Raw genomic sequence first — 14,756 nt, 5'->3', positions numbered from 1 at the left:
GGCTCTCGGTTGTTCCTACGCAAGTTCGCCGAAACCTATTACTGTCGTAGCGGTACCCGGCGATTCGGACATGCTGGGAAACGACACACCGGACTAACCGAAGGGATTCCCGCATGGGTGTCAGTCTGTCCAAGGGCGGCAATGTCTCGCTGACCAAAGAGGCCCCGAACCTGACCGCGGTCGCGGTCGGCCTCGGCTGGGACGTGCGCACCACCACCGGCACCGACTTCGACCTCGACGCCAGCGCCATCGCGACCGGCGCCGACAAGAAGGTCGTGTCCGACAAGCACTTCGTGTTCTTCAACAACCTGAAGTCCCCCGAAGGCGCCATCGAGCACGCCGGTGACAACACCACCGGTGAGGGCGAGGGCGACGACGAGGTCATCAACGTCGACCTGGCCAACACCCCGCCCACCATCGAGAGCATCTTCTTCCCGGTCTCGATCTACGACGCGGAGACCCGCCAGCAGTCGTTCGGCCAGGTGCGCAACGCCTACATCCGCGTGGTCGACCGCGCCAACGGCACCGAGCTCGCCCGCTACGACCTGTCCGAGGACGCCTCCACCGAGACGGCTATGGTCTTCGGTGAGCTGTACCGCAACGGTGCCGAATGGAAGTTCCGCGCCATCGGTCAGGGCTACGCCTCCGGCCTGGCCGGTATCGCCCGCGACTACGGCGTCAACGTCTAGTCACCATTGCGAACAGGGGGCTCGGTGATCACCGGTCCCCCTGTTCGTGTGACACAGAAAGGTCCCTCCGCGTGATTACGCGCATCTTCGGCCTGTCCATCATCGTGACGGTGATCTCGCTGGTCGTGGCCTATCTCTACGGCGGCATGACCGCACTGCTGCTGTGTGCGATCCTCGGCATCCTCGAGGTGTCGCTGTCGTTCGACAACGCCGTCATCAACGCCACCGTGCTCGAGCGGATGAGCGAGTTCTGGCAGCGGATCTTCCTGACGGTCGGCATCCTCATCGCCGTGTTCGGTATGCGTCTGGTGTTCCCGCTGGCCATCGTGTGGGTCACCGCCGGACTCAACCCGATCGAGGCGTTCGACCTGGCACTGAACCCGCCCCCGAACGACGCCCCGTACTTCGACAACGACCCGAGCCGTCCCAGTTACGAGACCCTGCTCACCGACGCCCACCCGCAGATCGCGGCGTTCGGCGGCATGTTCCTGGCGCTGCTGTTCCTGAACTTCATCTTCGAAGAGCGTGAGATCACCTGGCTGAGCTGGCTGGAGAAGCCCCTGGCCAAGGCGGGCAAGCTCGACATGCTCTCCGTGGTCGTCGCGGGCACCGGCCTGGTGCTGGTCGCGGAGTTCCTCGCCGCCGACGACGACCGCTCGACCGTGCTGGTGGCGGGTCTGCTCGGCATGATCGTCTACATCCTCGTCGACGGACTCGGTTCGATGTTCCACACCGAGGAGTTCGAAGAGGGTCCGCAGGGTGGCCCGTCCACGCTGGTCAAGGCGACCGGTAAGGCCGCGTTCTTCCTGTTCCTCTACCTGGAAGTGCTCGACGCGTCGTTCTCCTTCGACGGCGTGATCGGCGCGTTCGCCATCACCTCCGACCCGATCATCATCGCGCTCGGCCTCGGCCTCATCGGCGCGATGTTCGTCCGGTCGATCACGGTGTACCTGGTCCGCCAGGGCACGCTCGGCGACTACGTGTACCTCGAGCACGGCGCGCACTGGGCCATCGGCGCGCTGGCGGCGATCCTGCTCGTGTCGATCGGTGTGCACGTCAACGAGGTCATCACCGGCCTGGTCGGCGTGGCGTTCATCGGCGCGGCGTTCATCAGCTCGCTGCTGCGCAACCGCAAGGGCGAGCCGGACGCGATCGAAGACAGCAAGGAACCCGCGTCGGTCTAGGCGCGGTGTCCCAGTGGCGGCGGATCCCCGACGGATCCGCCGCCACTGTTGTTTTCGGGTCGGGCAGAGCAAATGGCCCGCAGCAGAACCGGCACGAGACCGACTTCCGACCGGACACCGAACATTCCTTCAGATCCACTGGCACGAGGAAGTCGGTGGCTACGATCTGACGACCTTGGTTCCCTCCGAGGTGGAGGCTTTGGATCTGCTGGCCGAGGTCGCGAGGTCCGGGGTGGAGAGACTGGCCGACTGACCGGCCGACCGTCGTGGCGGTACCCACAGGAACACGAAGAACAGGACCGTGAGCAGCACGACGCGAGTCCACACGCCGAACTGGACGATGCCCTCCATGAGGTGCACGTTCTCCCCCGCGCCCATGGCGGCGAAGTAGCGGAAGACGCCGACGCCGACCGCGATGTCGGCGATCAGGTATCCGGCGATCAGCGTCCACGGGACCTCGAGCAGGACGAGGAAGGGAATTATCCACAGGGTGTACTGGGGTGAGTGCACCTTGTGGAAAAGCAGGAAACCGGCGAGCATCGCGCCGCTCACGCCCACCCAGGGGAAGGCCGAGGCCGGGGTCCAGCGGCGGTAACCGAGCCACAGGGCCAGCACGAACGACGCGAAGATCAGCAGCGGTGAGACCGCCGAGACCATGGTGTGCCAGCTCGCCGAGGTGTCGGCGGTCCGACCGAACAACGCCTGATGACCCCAGTACCAGATCGAATTGGTGGTGATGTCGGCCTGGCGCATCTGCTGGAAGGTGATCGAGGCGCGCCAGCCCTCCACGCCCGCGACGACGAACGGCAGGTTCACCGCGACCACCGTCGCCATCGCCGCGAGCAACGTCTGCGACGCACCGGCCACATCGAGTTCACGCAACCGGCGCCCGTCGCGCGGCGCACCTTCGGTGAGGACGTAGCAGGCCAGGGGCAGCACGAAGATCCCGGGATAGATCTTCAGGCAGAAGCCGAGCGCGAGCAGGACCGCGGCGATGATGCCCCTGGTCCGCACCGACAAGCCGGTCAGCATCGTGGTCACGTAGATCGCCGCCACCGCCGTGCACACCACCGGCAGTTCCCAGTTGTGGAAGGCGTAGAGCACCAGCGGCGGCCCGATCGCCCACAGCAGGGCCGCCGGACCTGCCATGCGCGCCAGCATCCAGGCGGTGAGCAGGGCGAACGGGGTGAGCAGCAGCGCCGAATGCCACAGGAAGTCGGCGTCGTTGGTGACGCCGATCGCGCCCGCCCACATCAGCAGGCCGCTCAGCACCGGGTACTCGACGGCGCCACCGGTGAGCGCGCCGTCCTCGGTGATCGCACCGTCGACATACGGGAAAACGTGATTGTCGATATCGCGGCCGAGCCACAGGAATTGGATATCCGAATAACAGACCGCGGTGTCCTTGCGTTCCTCGAAGACGAGGCTGCGGCCCGACTCGTCGATCGCCCCGCCCGCGCAGCGCGCCTTGTTGGCGTAGGCCAGGGCGAGGGTGAGCCCGCACAACAGCACGATGAGGAAGGTCAGCGCCGTGGCGGTCGCCGCACGGCGTGCCGAATGCTGCTGCGGTACGGCCGTGGTCATGCCGACCACATTAAGGGGAACCGGCGCCGGAACCCGGCGACCGCTCGCCGCGCCGACCGGTTTCGTCCGCCCTCGGGGGCTCATGTAGCCTTGTCGGGTTGCTGACGCAACGAACCCTCCTGCCACGGAAAGTCCGTGGCCGTTTACCAGTCCACAGGAGGTGATTGGTCCGTGCGTCAATATGAAGTGATGGTCATCCTCGACCCCAGCCTGGACGAGCGCATCGTCGGGCAGTCCCTGGATAATCTGTTCTCGGTCGTGAAGACCGAGGGCGGCAAGCTCGACAAGGTCGACATCTGGGGCCGCCGTCGGCTCGCCTACGAAATCGCCAAGCAGGCCGAAGGCATCTACGCGATCGTCAACCTGACCGCGACCCCGGCCACCGTGAGCGAGCTCGACCGCCAGCTGGGCCTGAACGAGACGGTGCTGCGCACCAAGGTTCTGCGCAACGACAAGTAGTTCACCTCCTTTGTGTCGGAGCCTGGCTTTAGGCTCAGCGCAAATCCCGGAAGTGGACTGCACCCCCGAGCAGGAGGAACCCCATGGCAGGCGACACGGTCATCACCGTCATCGGAAACTTGACGGCAGACCCCGAGCTTCGTTTCACGCCCGCGGGCGCAGCGGTGGCCAATTTCACCGTCGCTTCGACTCCCCGTGTGTTCGATCGCAATTCGAACGAATGGAAAGACGGCGAGGCGCTGTTTCTGCGCTGCAACATCTGGCGCGAAGCAGCGGAGAACGTCGCCGAAAGCCTGACCCGAGGCGCTCGTGTGATCGTGAGCGGACGGCTCAAGCAGCGCTCCTACGAAACCCGCGAGGGTGAGAAGCGCACGGTCGTCGAACTCGAGGTCGACGAGGTCGGCCCGTCGCTGCGGTACGCGACCGCGAAGGTCTCCAAGGCCGGTCGTGGTGGCGGAGGCGGTGGCTTCGGTGGTGGTTCCGGTAATGCCGGTGGTGGAAGCGCAGGCGGCTACAACGCCAACAGTGGTGGCGGACGCCCGGCAGGCAATGCCGGGGACGACGACCCGTGGGGTAGCGCGCCCGCGGCCGGTTCCTTCGGGGGCGGCGGCCGCATGGATGACGAACCGCCGTTCTGATCGAACGGCACTCATAGTACGGAGAGAAAACCATGCCTAAAGCGCCCGCGCGCGAAAAGGTACTGAAGAAGAAGGCCTGCGCTTTCTGCAAGGAAAGCAAGTCCGGAATCGTCAATATCGATTACAAGGACACCACGCTGCTGCGTAAGTACGTGAGCGATCGCGGCAAGATCCGCGCCCGCCGCGTCACCGGCAACTGCGTGCAGCACCAGCGTGACATCGCCGTTGCCGTCAAGAACTCGCGTGAGGTGGCTCTGCTGCCTTACGTGTCGACTGCTCGCTGAGAAAGGGAGTCGGACAGATGAAGCTCATCCTCACTGCTGATGTCGACAATCTCGGCGCCCCCGGCGACCTTGTCGAGGTCAAGGACGGCTACGGCCGCAACTTCCTGCTGCCTCGCGGCCTGGCCATCCCGGCCACCCGTGGCGCCCAGAAGCAGGTCGAAGGCATCCGCCGCGCCCAGGACGCCCGCAAGGTGCGCGACCTGGATCACGCCAACGAGCTGAAGCAGGCCATCGAAGGCCTGACCGGTGTCTCGCTGGCCGTGAAGACCGCCGACAGTGGCAAGCTGTTCGGTTCGGTCACCACCGCCGACGTGGCCTCGGCCATCAAGGCCGCCGGTGGCCCCGTGGTCGACAAGCGCAGCATCGAGCTGCCGAAGTCGCACATCAAGGCGACCGGCAAGCACGGCATCGCGGTGCACCTGCACCCCGATGTGGTTGCCAAGTTCGACCTCGAGGTCGCTGCGAACTAGTTTCGCCGGAAACCACCCCCGTGTTGTCGCGGGGGTGGTTTCTGCTGCCCTCTCGCAGGGTGATTTTCCGATAGCTGGCGAGTAGCCGATGTTCCGGTCCGTTGCGGTCGGGTAATCCAGCCCACAGTCGGCAACTGCCTGACCTCCTGTTATTCAGCCTGTGGATGACCGAGGAAACCGACCGGCAGAATTGTGATGCCGGTCATAACGTGAACTCCCGCTGTTTACCCAACACGCCCGGTTGTTCACGTTCGACGACACGCCGCAACTTCTTTAATCCACAGGGCCGAAGTCTGGTAAAGCACGATCTATCAGGGCGTTCTACCGCACTGACCTGGGTTTTCCCCACGTTTTCCACAGGCCCTGCACAACAACAGGTGAACTACCCCCAAGTTATCCACAGTTGTGTGCACATGTCGGTTTGGCGTGGCTCGAAAACGTCGCCTAGGTTCGTCGCAACGCCGGTGCACGCGCCCCCGGGAACCGTGCAGGGAACCGATTGCTGGCGCTCGTGTCGGTGCCCGGGAGTACAACGAGTACATCGATGTGAAACCCCCGGTTCTGCGGGCAGAGAGGACGGTCGACTCAGGTGACTACCACCGGTGACCGCGCGCATACCGAGTTTCCCCCCGAGCCCCCCGGCGAGGACTTCGGCCGTCAGCCCCCGCACGACATGGCCGCCGAACAGTCCGTCCTCGGCGGCATGCTGCTCAGCAAGGACGCCATCGCCGACGTGGTCGAGGTGCTGCGCCCCGGCGACTTCTACCGGCCCGCCCACCAGGCCGTCTACGACACCATCCTTGACCTCTACGGCCGAGGCGAACCCGCCGACCCGGTCACCGTCGCCGCCGGTCTCGACCGCCGAGGCGAACTCAAGCGCATCGGCGGACCCGCCTACCTGGTCACCCTCACCCAAACCGTCCCCACCGCCGCCAACGCGGGCTTCTACGCCGAGATCGTCGCCGAGAAGGCCATCCTGCGCCGCCTCGTCGAAGCAGGCACCCGCATCGTCCAGTTCGGCTACGCGGGCGCCGACGGCCAAGACGTCGCCGAGGTCGTCGACCGCGCCCAGGCCGAGATCTACGAGGTCACCGAACGCCGGACCACCGAGGACTTCACCCCCCTCGAGGAACTCCTCCAGCCGACAATGGACGAAATCGACTCCATCGCCTCCCGAGGCGGAATCTCCCTCGGCGTCCCCACCGGCTTCACCGAACTGGACGAACTCACCAACGGGTTGCACCCGGGTCAGATGATCATCGTGGCCGCGCGACCAGGCGTGGGTAAGGCGCTGGCGCTCGATACGCCGCTGCCGACCCCCAGCGGGTGGACCACGATGGACGAGGTCCGCGTTGGCGACGAATTGCTCGATGCGCAGGGGAATCCGACGCGCGTCGTCGCGGCGACCGAAGTCATGACCGACCGTCCCTGCTACGAGGTCGAGTTCTCCGACGGCACCGTCCTCATCGCGGACGAACAGCACCAGTGGCTTACCGAAACCCGTGCTTCACGACGTTCCGCGCGAGAGGCAGCGCGAGGCGGCACCCAGCGGACCTTCGCCGCGGTCCGCACCACGGCCGAGATCGCGCGAACACTGCGCTGCGACACCGCGGACCGGCGGATCAACCACTCGATCACGAACGCGGCACCGTTGCAACTCCCCGCAAGAAACCTGCTCGTCCCGCCGTACACCCTCGGCGCATGGTTGGGCGACGGAACCGCAGCTGCGGCACAGATCACCAGCGTCGACCCCGAAATCGTCGCGCGCATCGAAGCCGAGGGCATCGTCGCGGTCCCGTCCCAGTCGGCACGATGGCGCTTCCAGTTGACGTTGCCCGCAGATGAGCCCGTCGCGCCGCGCGAGTGCGTGGTGTGTGGCACCGAATTCGTCCCGTTCACCAGTGAAGTTCGCACCTGCGGGCGCTCCTGCGGTGGTAAGGCGCGGTTCATCTCCGCGCCCGTTCCGGCACCCACCTGTGCGAACTGCGGTGGCCCTTCCATCGGTCTGCGTTTGTGCCAGGCGTGCCGCAACACCGTCGGTAGTGTGCAGGCCCGCCTGCGGACGCTCGGTGTCTTGGGCGACAAGCACATTCCGATGTCCTATCTGCGTGCGTCGGAGGGCCAGCGCCGAGCCCTGCTGGCCGGTCTGCTCGACACCGACGGCACCGTCACCCATGGCGGTTCGGTGCAGTTCGCGGTCACCAGCGAACGACTGTTCCGTGATGTGCAGGAACTCGTCGTCGGGCTGGGCTACCGCTGCGGTGTATCGACCAAGCGTGTTCGCGGACGGTCGGAAGAGTCGTCGACGTGCTTCACCCTCACTTTCGCCACCGAGGACGAGGTCTTCGGGCTGTACCGGAAAGCCCTGCTACACAAGGAACGTCGTGCGGCTCGCAACGCCGCCCGCTCGAATTCCCGTTATATCATCGATGTGCGTCGCATCGATTCCGTTCCGGTCCGATGCGTGGAAGTCGACAATGCCGACCATCTCTATCTGGCCGGTCGCTCCATGGTCCCGACTCACAACTCGACGCTGGGCATGGATTTCATGCGCAGTTGCTCGATCAAGCACGGCATGGCCAGTGTTATTTTCTCGCTCGAGATGAGCCGGACCGAGATTGTCATGCGTCTGCTCTCGGCCGAGGCGAAAATCAAGCTGGGCGATATGCGTTCGGGGCGGATGAGTGATGACGACTGGACGAAGCTGGCTCGGCGGATGAGTGAGATCAGTGAGGCGCCGCTGTTCGTCGACGATTCACCGAACTTGACGATGATGGAGATCCGGGCCAAGGCGCGGCGGCTCAAGCAGCGCCATGACCTGAAACTTGTTGTGGTGGACTACCTGCAGCTGATGAGTTCGGGTAAGAAGGTCGAATCCCGTCAGCAGGAAGTCTCGGAATTCTCGCGACACCTCAAGCTGCTCGCGAAGGAACTCGAAGTTCCCGTTATCGCTATTTCGCAGCTGAACCGTGGTCCCGAACAGCGAACGGACAAGCGTCCGATGGTGTCCGACCTCCGCGAGTCCGGTTCGCTCGAGCAGGACGCCGACATGGTCATCCTGCTGCACCGCCCCGATGCCTTCGAACGCGACGACCCGCGCGGCGGCGAGGCCGACCTCATCGTCGGCAAGCACCGTAACGGCCCGACCGCGACGATCACCGTTGCCCACCAGCTGCATTTGAGCCGGTTCGTGGATATGGCCCGCGGCTGAGTCGGACGAGGTCGGGGCCGACATCCGCGATGCTGCGGAGACCGGCGAGGGCCATCGCATCGGTCAGTTCGTCGAGCACGATCCGCAGCACGTCGGTTACGCCTCGGCTCCCGTCGACAGCGAGGCCATGCAGGATCGGACGGCCGAGCAGGACCGCGTCGGCGCCGAGCGCCAGCGCGGCGAGCACGTCTCGGCCACGTCGAATGCCGCCGTCGAGCAGGACCGGGACGCGCCCCGACACCGCGTCGGCAATCTCGGGCAGCACGGCGAGAGTCGCGGGTACGCCGTCGAGTTGTCGGCCGCCGTGGTTGGACACGATGATCCCGTCCGCTCCCGCGTCGACCGCCCGGACGGCGTCGATGTCGGTCATGACGCCTTTGAGCAGAATCGGCAGCGGGCTGACCGAGCGCAACCAGTCGACCACGGACCAATCGAGTCCATGATCGAACTCAGCCTTCGCATGCTCGGCTGGATTCGCGAAATCGGCGCCGGTGAGGTTCGCCGGACGCACACCGATCGGCAGGCGGAAACCATTGCGCAGATCGCGCAGCCGCCGACCCATGTGCGGGGTGTCGACGGTCAACACGAGAGCCGCGAACCCGGCGTCCACCGCGCGTTCGATGAGTCGACGCGTAATCGCGCGTTCGCGCAGGCAGTAGACCTGGAGCCACAGTTCCCCGCCGATCCCCGCGAGTTCATCTATACCGCGTCCGGCGAAAGTACTGATCACCACTGGCACGTCGGCCGCGGCGGCGATCCCACGCACCGTCGCGAGCTCACCATCCGCGTGCGCGAGCGTCTGGTAGGCGAGGGGCGCCACCGCGACCGGTGCGTCCCATCGGCGACCGAGAATCGTGGTCGCGGTCTCCGGACGACCGACCCCGCGCAGGACGAGCGGCCGCAGCCACAGTCGGTCGAAGGCATCCACGTTGGCCGCCAACGTCCGCTCCTCGCCTGCACCGCCCTCGAAGAAGTCCCACACCTCGGGCGCGAGCACCGCTTCGGCCGACGACGCGAAGTCGCTGAGGGTCAGCCTCATCGCGGCTCCCGCGCTCCGAGTTCAGGTTCGGTCGTCCGCTGACGTTCCACTGCCGCGTAGAGGGCATGGATGTTGTTGCTGCCGAAGCTGTGCGCGCCCCGCCGATCGATGAGTTCGTAGAACAGCGTGCGCCGCGAGTGCCACGACTCGGTGAAGATCTGGAGCACTATGCCCGAATGGTCACGATCGGCCAAAACGTTGAGTTCGCGGAGATGATCGACCGGAGTGTCGAGCGGCCCGACGCGTTGAGTGAGCATGTCGTAATAGGTCGACGGAGTGGCGAGGAAACGCACGCCTCGGGCAGTACTCGTCGGCACCGCCTCCAGAATATCGTCGGTGAGGAACGCGATGTGCTGTACGCCCGCGCCTCCGTGGGCCGTGATGAACGAGTCGATCTGGCCTGGGTCGCGGGTGATATCGGGCTCGAGGATGGTGAGCGTCAACCGTTCGGAGGCGCTCTGGACGACCGCCGAGTTCATGGCTTGCGACCCGACGCTGATCCGCTCCTCGAATATCTGCCGCAACCCGAAGATCTCCTGGTATCGCAGGACCACATCGGCGAGGGCGCCGGCAGGCACGCATATGGCGAGGTGATCGATTCGGGTGAACAACGCATCGTCCCCGCGTTCCCTGGCTGACTCCTCGATCGCGGGAACGAAGGGGCCATCGGGGAGATCGCGGGAGACGAAGCGGTGTTCCACGTCGCCGAAGCCGATCACCGACGCGAAAGTGACGGCGGCACCCGCCGGACCGAACGTCGCCGCAGGGGCTACCGGGACAGCGCCGTGCTCGACTGCTGCCGCGAAGGCGGCTCGCGCGTCGTCGACCCGTACCGCGATCACGCCGACGCCGTCACCATGCCGTTCGACGTACTCTGCCGCACGATGGTCGGGGCTGGTGGCGGCGGTGATCAGCAGTGCGATCTCCCCTTGGCGCAGCAGCACCGTCACGCAACCGCGCAGACCGGTTGTCGCGTCACCGCGACCGGCCACGACGAAGCCCAAGCGGTCGCACAGCAGCGCGGCTGCCGCCTCCGCATCGGCGACGAACAACTCGACATGATCGATCGATCGGATCTCCATGTGCGGAACCCCCATAGTGCTTCTCCAGCGTACGGAGTCAGCCGAGTCGCGTGCTTGCGACTTCTGACTCGATGAAATCGGCGAGTCGATGTAGTCCTTCGTCCACGTTCGCCGGCGTCAGATAGCTCGTCGAGAGCCGGATGGCGCGTTCGCCCCCGCCATCCGGGTGGAAGTAGGTCATCGGTGTCCAAATGACGGCGAAGTCGCGCGCGGACCGATCGAGCGCGGCGTTGTCCGCGCGGAACGGCACCCGCAGGGTGAGGAAGAAGCCGCCGCTCGGCGCATTCCACGTGACGCCGAGCCGGGCTCTCCGCTCGGCGGGAAAGATGGATTCGAGGCCGTCCAGGGTTGCCCGCATCATGTCGCCGTAATGCTCGGCGGTCTCGGTGTTCAGTTGAGAGACCCGGCCGCCGGTGGCCAGCAGCGCACCGGCGACCGCGGCTTGACTCAGCGCCGAGGTGTTCACGGTGACCATGCTCTTGATCTTGGCCAGTTCGTCGGCCAGCAGGCCTGCGCCGCCCCCGTCCCTCAGCACCGGCTGGTCGGCCACGGCATAACCGACCCTGGCACCTGGAAACAGGCTCTTGGCGTATGAGCCGAGGTGAACGACTCGGCGGTGCCGGTCGAGCGACTTCAATGTGGGCAGTTGAACGCCGGGGCTGACCAGCCGATACGGGCTGTCCTCCAGGATGATCAGGTCGAGCTGGTCGGCCAGGGCGAGCAATTCGTCGCGTGCGGGGCGGGACATGGTCGTGCCCGATGGGTTGGCGTGGTCGGGCATCACGTAGACGACGCGGGCACGCCGTCCTCGCCTACGTAGGTCCGAGATCGTGGTCGCCAAGTCCGCGCACGCGAGCCCGCCCGCGCGTTCGGGGACTGCGACCACGTCGACATCGAGCAGCTTGGCCGCTCCGATGATCCCCATGTAGCACGGGCTGGAAACCACCAGCACGTCGTCGGGATCGCGCATCAGCGCGCGCACGGTGATGAACATCGCCTCCTGGCACCCCACGGTCACCACGATCGACTCGGGCGCGACCACCATGCCTTCATCGATGGCGAGCGAGTCGGCGATGAGTTCGCGAATCACCCCGGCGGATGGTCCGTACTGGAACATCGCGCCGCGAACCTGCTCGGGTGACCAACCACGCGCAGCGAGATGATCGAGGTAGCGGCGAATATGGGTGAAGAACTGTTCGGTGTCGAAGAATCCGTCATACGGCCGTCCAGGAGCGAACGAGATGGCATCGGGGTGACTCGCGGTCACCTCGTTGAGGAAGTTCATCGTGTCCAGCACCGGGTCGGCGACGCTGCCATGCAGATCGGACAGACGCAGGGCTGCTCCCACACCCACGCCAGCGGACGGCGGCATCAGGTGACCCTCGCGGCCTGCGCTGCCGGGGTTGCCTCGATGAGACTGAAGATGCCGACCGGCAGCACCCGGGTGCGCATCAGTCCGGCGGCGGCGAACAGCTTGTCGAAATCGGACAGGCCGCGTTCCCGGCCGCCGAGCAGCATGAGCATGCCGAGGTCGCTCCAGTGCGCGGGATCGGGTTCACCCGTCTCCGGCAGGATGAGCTCACAAACCAGCACACGCCCGCCTGGCGGGAGTGCCCGTGCACTCGCGCGCAGTATGTCCTCGGCCTTGTCGTCGTCCCAGTCGTGCAGAACACTGCACAGCAAATGGGTGTCGGCGTTTTCTGGAAGCTCTTCGAAGAAGCTGCCGGTCACCAGTGCGCATCTGGCTCGGACCTGGTCGAGTGGGGATCGCGTCGCCGCCAGGTCGATCACCGGGTCGAGATCGAACAATATGCCGTTCAGGTGGGGCTGGGCACACAGGACTGCCGCGAGCACAGTGCCGGTACCACCGCCGATGTCCAACACGGTGTGCGCGTCACCCCACACCGGCAACTTGGCCACGCCGCTGTACAGGCGCTCGCTCCGTTCTCGCATTCGAGTGCTGAAAGCCTGCTGCGACTCTCGGGTCTGTGCCTTGTCGGAGAAGAAGGCTTCCCCCGACGCTGCGGGCAGTGCTCGGCCGTCCCCCACCGCGTCCACCGCGCGCAACCAAGCCCGGTAGGTGTCGACATTGGACAGGGTCGCCCGCATGGACACCGCCGACCGCGCGCCAAGGACCGCTCCCAACTCCGTGCAGGTGAAACGGCCACGATCGTCGCGCGCGAAGAACCCTGCCCCGGCGAGGGCCGCCATGAGACTCGTCAGCGGTTCGACGTCGAATCCGGTGGCGTCCGCGAGTTCAGCCACCGTCGAGCCATCGGAGGCGCACGCATCGGCGAGGTCGAGCCGCGCCGCGATGGCCAGCGCGTAGGGCAGCACCGCCACGATACTGTCGTCGGCCATCGAGAGATACTGCCGCACAACGGGATCAGCTACCCGGCCCACCAGCCGTTCCAATTCGGTCAAGACACCCCCTCATGTCGACGTCATCGCCGGATTGCCCGATGCGATGACCACGTCCCCGCCGACCTTTATACCCCAATGGGGCGGATTCCGAGCAGAACTGATCTTCATCGCCGCATCGAGTTCGCCTGCGCCGCAGACGCCTCGACGACCGCACCGAGAGCGCCGAAACGAAAAACGCAGTGGGGTAGTCCTTTACGCTCACCTCTGCTACGCTCGCGCATGAAGGGTTCAGAGATCGGGGGGTTGCACTAAGTGCTGTCTTTTTGTGTGATCAGTCAGGCCAGTGCGTGAGCATCGAGGGGGGCCATGATGCGTATTCTGTTGCCCAGGACCAGTTTTGGGGATCAGTCCACAGCAAACTTGCGGACTTGCACGAAAAATATGCGTGCGAGCGTTACAATTCCGCCGCCTCGTTGGTCGACCTGCCGAATACACGGGTGCCGCGACTGAACGAAGTATCGAACACGCTCACGAGGTTGACCGGATTCGAGTTGACCGCGGCCGAAGCCGCGACGAGCGGCAGAGACTTCTTCTGCGCCTTCGCCGACGGAATATTTCACGCGAGCACCGGCCTGCGACCGGCTGATTCTCCCGATTACACGTCGGAACCAGACCTCGTCCACGACCTGATCGGTCACGCCGCCATTCTCGGCGACCCATTGATCGCCCAGCTGTATCGCAGCTTCGGCAAGGCAGCGAGCCGAACCGAATCCGATACCGAGTTCACCCGGATCGCGAGCCTGTTCTGGTTCACCATGGAGACCGGGTTGATCATCGAGAACGGCGGCGTGCGCGCCTACGGCGCCGCGGTGCTTTCCTCGGCGACCGAGATGCGATCGTTCGACAACGCCGAACATCGCACCTTCGATGTAGCCGACATCTTATCGCAGCAGATCAATGACAAAACTTGTCAATCATTTTACTACGTTGCCGAATCATTCGAACACATCGAAACCGAAGTGCGTTCGTGCTTGGACCGATTTTAACGTAGTGCAAACTAATTCTCGAGGGACGGGTAAATAGTGCGCATACAGGTCGAGGTCACCGAGCGAGTTCAGGACTACGTTCGCGAGGTCTCGCTACGTGAACCACAAATACTGCGGGAAATCCGAACGGAAACATCCGCACGGCCCGACCGGAACATGCAGGTGTCGCCGGAAGAAGGCCAGTTCATCAATCTGATCGCCCGCGCCGTGAATTGCCGAAGAGCGCTCGAGATCGGTGTATACACCGGCTACAGTCTGCTCTCCATCGCACTGGCCGTTCCCGCCGACGGACTGGTCATCGGCTGTGAGGTCGATCCCGAATTCGCGGCCGTCGCCCGCACCTACTGCGAGCGGGCAGGACTGTCGGACCGGGTCGACATCCGAATCGATGATGCCCGTGCGACCCTTGCCTCGCTCCTCACGGACGAGCAAGCCGCAGGCACGTTCGATCTCGCGTTCATCGACGCCGACAAGCCCGGGTACATCGACTACTACGAGGCGGTGCTCGAGCTACTGCGACCAGGCGGTCTCCTGTTGGTCGACAACGTCCTGTGGTCGGGGAAGGTGGCCGACGAAGGAGGTACGGCCGATGCCGACACCGTCGCGTTGCGCGATTTCAATCGCCATATCGGCGCCGACGATCGCGTCTGGCTGAGCATGCTCCCCTTCGCCGACGGCATCACCTTCGCAGTGAAGCGGTAACGCC

At 65.1% G+C, this 14,756-nt stretch carries 14 protein-coding genes; 9 read left to right on the top strand and 5 right to left on the bottom strand.

The genetic code is table 11. The annotated features are described in order from the left end of the window. Window positions 1–113: 113 nt before the first annotated feature. Window positions 114–689: a TerD family protein gene (locus NC7_RS02685; protein ID WP_067497229.1), complete on the top strand. Its 576-nt coding sequence runs from the start codon at window positions 114–116 to the stop codon at window positions 687–689. Between the two features lie 71 nt (window positions 690–760). Next, window positions 761–1,873 (top strand): DUF475 domain-containing protein, encoded by a 1,113-nt coding sequence (locus NC7_RS02680; RefSeq protein ID WP_067978260.1) that lies wholly within the window; start codon window positions 761–763, stop codon window positions 1,871–1,873. Between the two features lie 159 nt (window positions 1,874–2,032). On the opposite strand, the gene NC7_RS02675 is transcribed toward NC7_RS02680, so the two are convergent. Then, window positions 2,033–3,457 (bottom strand): glycosyltransferase family 87 protein, encoded by a 1,425-nt coding sequence (locus NC7_RS02675; RefSeq protein WP_157101810.1) that lies wholly within the window; start codon window positions 3,455–3,457, stop codon window positions 2,033–2,035. Between the two features lie 171 nt (window positions 3,458–3,628). On the opposite strand from NC7_RS02675, the gene rpsF reads away from it, so the two are divergent. The 5 genes from rpsF (at window position 3,629) to dnaB (ending at window position 8,519) form a co-directional block, all read left to right on the top strand. Continuing rightward, the gene (gene rpsF, locus NC7_RS02670; protein WP_067497234.1) at window positions 3,629–3,916 is read left to right on the top strand and encodes a 30S ribosomal protein S6; all 288 of its coding nucleotides are present in this window, start codon (window positions 3,629–3,631) and stop codon (window positions 3,914–3,916) included. A gap of 83 nt (window positions 3,917–3,999) precedes the next feature. Continuing rightward, window positions 4,000–4,554 carry a single-stranded DNA-binding protein gene (locus tag NC7_RS02665; protein WP_067978258.1) on the top strand — a complete coding sequence of 185 codons (555 nt, stop codon included), beginning with the start codon at window positions 4,000–4,002 and terminating at the stop codon, window positions 4,552–4,554. A 32-nt stretch (window positions 4,555–4,586) separates the two neighbouring features. Beyond that, on the top strand, window positions 4,587–4,838 hold the full coding sequence (rpsR, locus tag NC7_RS02660; protein WP_067497238.1) for a 30S ribosomal protein S18: 252 nt from the start codon (window positions 4,587–4,589) through the stop codon (window positions 4,836–4,838). Window positions 4,839–4,855: 17 nt separating this feature from the next. Then, window positions 4,856–5,308 (top strand): 50S ribosomal protein L9, encoded by a 453-nt coding sequence (gene rplI / locus NC7_RS02655; protein WP_067978256.1) that lies wholly within the window; start codon window positions 4,856–4,858, stop codon window positions 5,306–5,308. Window positions 5,309–5,897: 589 nt separating this feature from the next. Further along, window positions 5,898–8,519, top strand: coding sequence for a replicative DNA helicase (gene dnaB / locus NC7_RS02650; RefSeq protein ID WP_067978254.1), 2,622 nt, complete (start codon window positions 5,898–5,900; stop codon window positions 8,517–8,519). On the opposite strand, the gene NC7_RS02645 is transcribed toward dnaB, so the two are convergent. The 4 genes from NC7_RS02645 to NC7_RS02630 all read right to left on the bottom strand — a co-directional run bounded on the left by NC7_RS02645 (window position 8,464) and on the right by NC7_RS02630 (window position 13,001). Further along, window positions 8,464–9,558, bottom strand: coding sequence for an alpha-hydroxy acid oxidase (locus tag NC7_RS02645; protein WP_067978253.1), 1,095 nt, complete (start codon window positions 9,556–9,558; stop codon window positions 8,464–8,466). The genes dnaB and NC7_RS02645 overlap by 56 nt on opposite strands. Then, window positions 9,555–10,640, bottom strand: coding sequence for a 4-hydroxyphenylpyruvate dioxygenase (hppD, locus tag NC7_RS02640; protein WP_067978251.1), 1,086 nt, complete (start codon window positions 10,638–10,640; stop codon window positions 9,555–9,557). The genes NC7_RS02645 and hppD overlap by 4 nt, the downstream gene beginning before the upstream one ends. Window positions 10,641–10,677: 37 nt before the next feature. Next, window positions 10,678–11,757 (bottom strand): aminotransferase class I/II-fold pyridoxal phosphate-dependent enzyme, encoded by a 1,080-nt coding sequence (locus NC7_RS02635; protein ID WP_201449846.1) that lies wholly within the window; start codon window positions 11,755–11,757, stop codon window positions 10,678–10,680. 254 nt (window positions 11,758–12,011) lie between these two features. Next, window positions 12,012–13,001, bottom strand: a complete 990-nt coding sequence (locus NC7_RS02630) for a methyltransferase (protein WP_157101809.1) — start codon at window positions 12,999–13,001, stop codon at window positions 12,012–12,014. Between the two features lie 350 nt (window positions 13,002–13,351). Between NC7_RS02630 and NC7_RS02625 the strand changes: the two genes are divergently transcribed. Continuing rightward, window positions 13,352–14,050 (top strand): amino acid hydroxylase, encoded by a 699-nt coding sequence (locus NC7_RS02625; protein ID WP_159372839.1) that lies wholly within the window; start codon window positions 13,352–13,354, stop codon window positions 14,048–14,050. Window positions 14,051–14,086: 36 nt separating this feature from the next. Then, window positions 14,087–14,752 (top strand): O-methyltransferase, encoded by a 666-nt coding sequence (locus NC7_RS02620; RefSeq protein ID WP_067978244.1) that lies wholly within the window; start codon window positions 14,087–14,089, stop codon window positions 14,750–14,752. The last annotated feature ends 4 nt before the right edge of the window (window positions 14,753–14,756 follow it).

Origin of the sequence: Nocardia caishijiensis NBRC 108228, from assembly GCF_001612825.1 — a bacterium.
Lineage (GTDB): Bacteria > Actinomycetota > Actinomycetes > Mycobacteriales > Mycobacteriaceae > Nocardia > Nocardia caishijiensis.
Note: the sequence above shows the minus strand (reverse complement) of the source record. Positions and strands in the feature narration are given on the sequence as shown.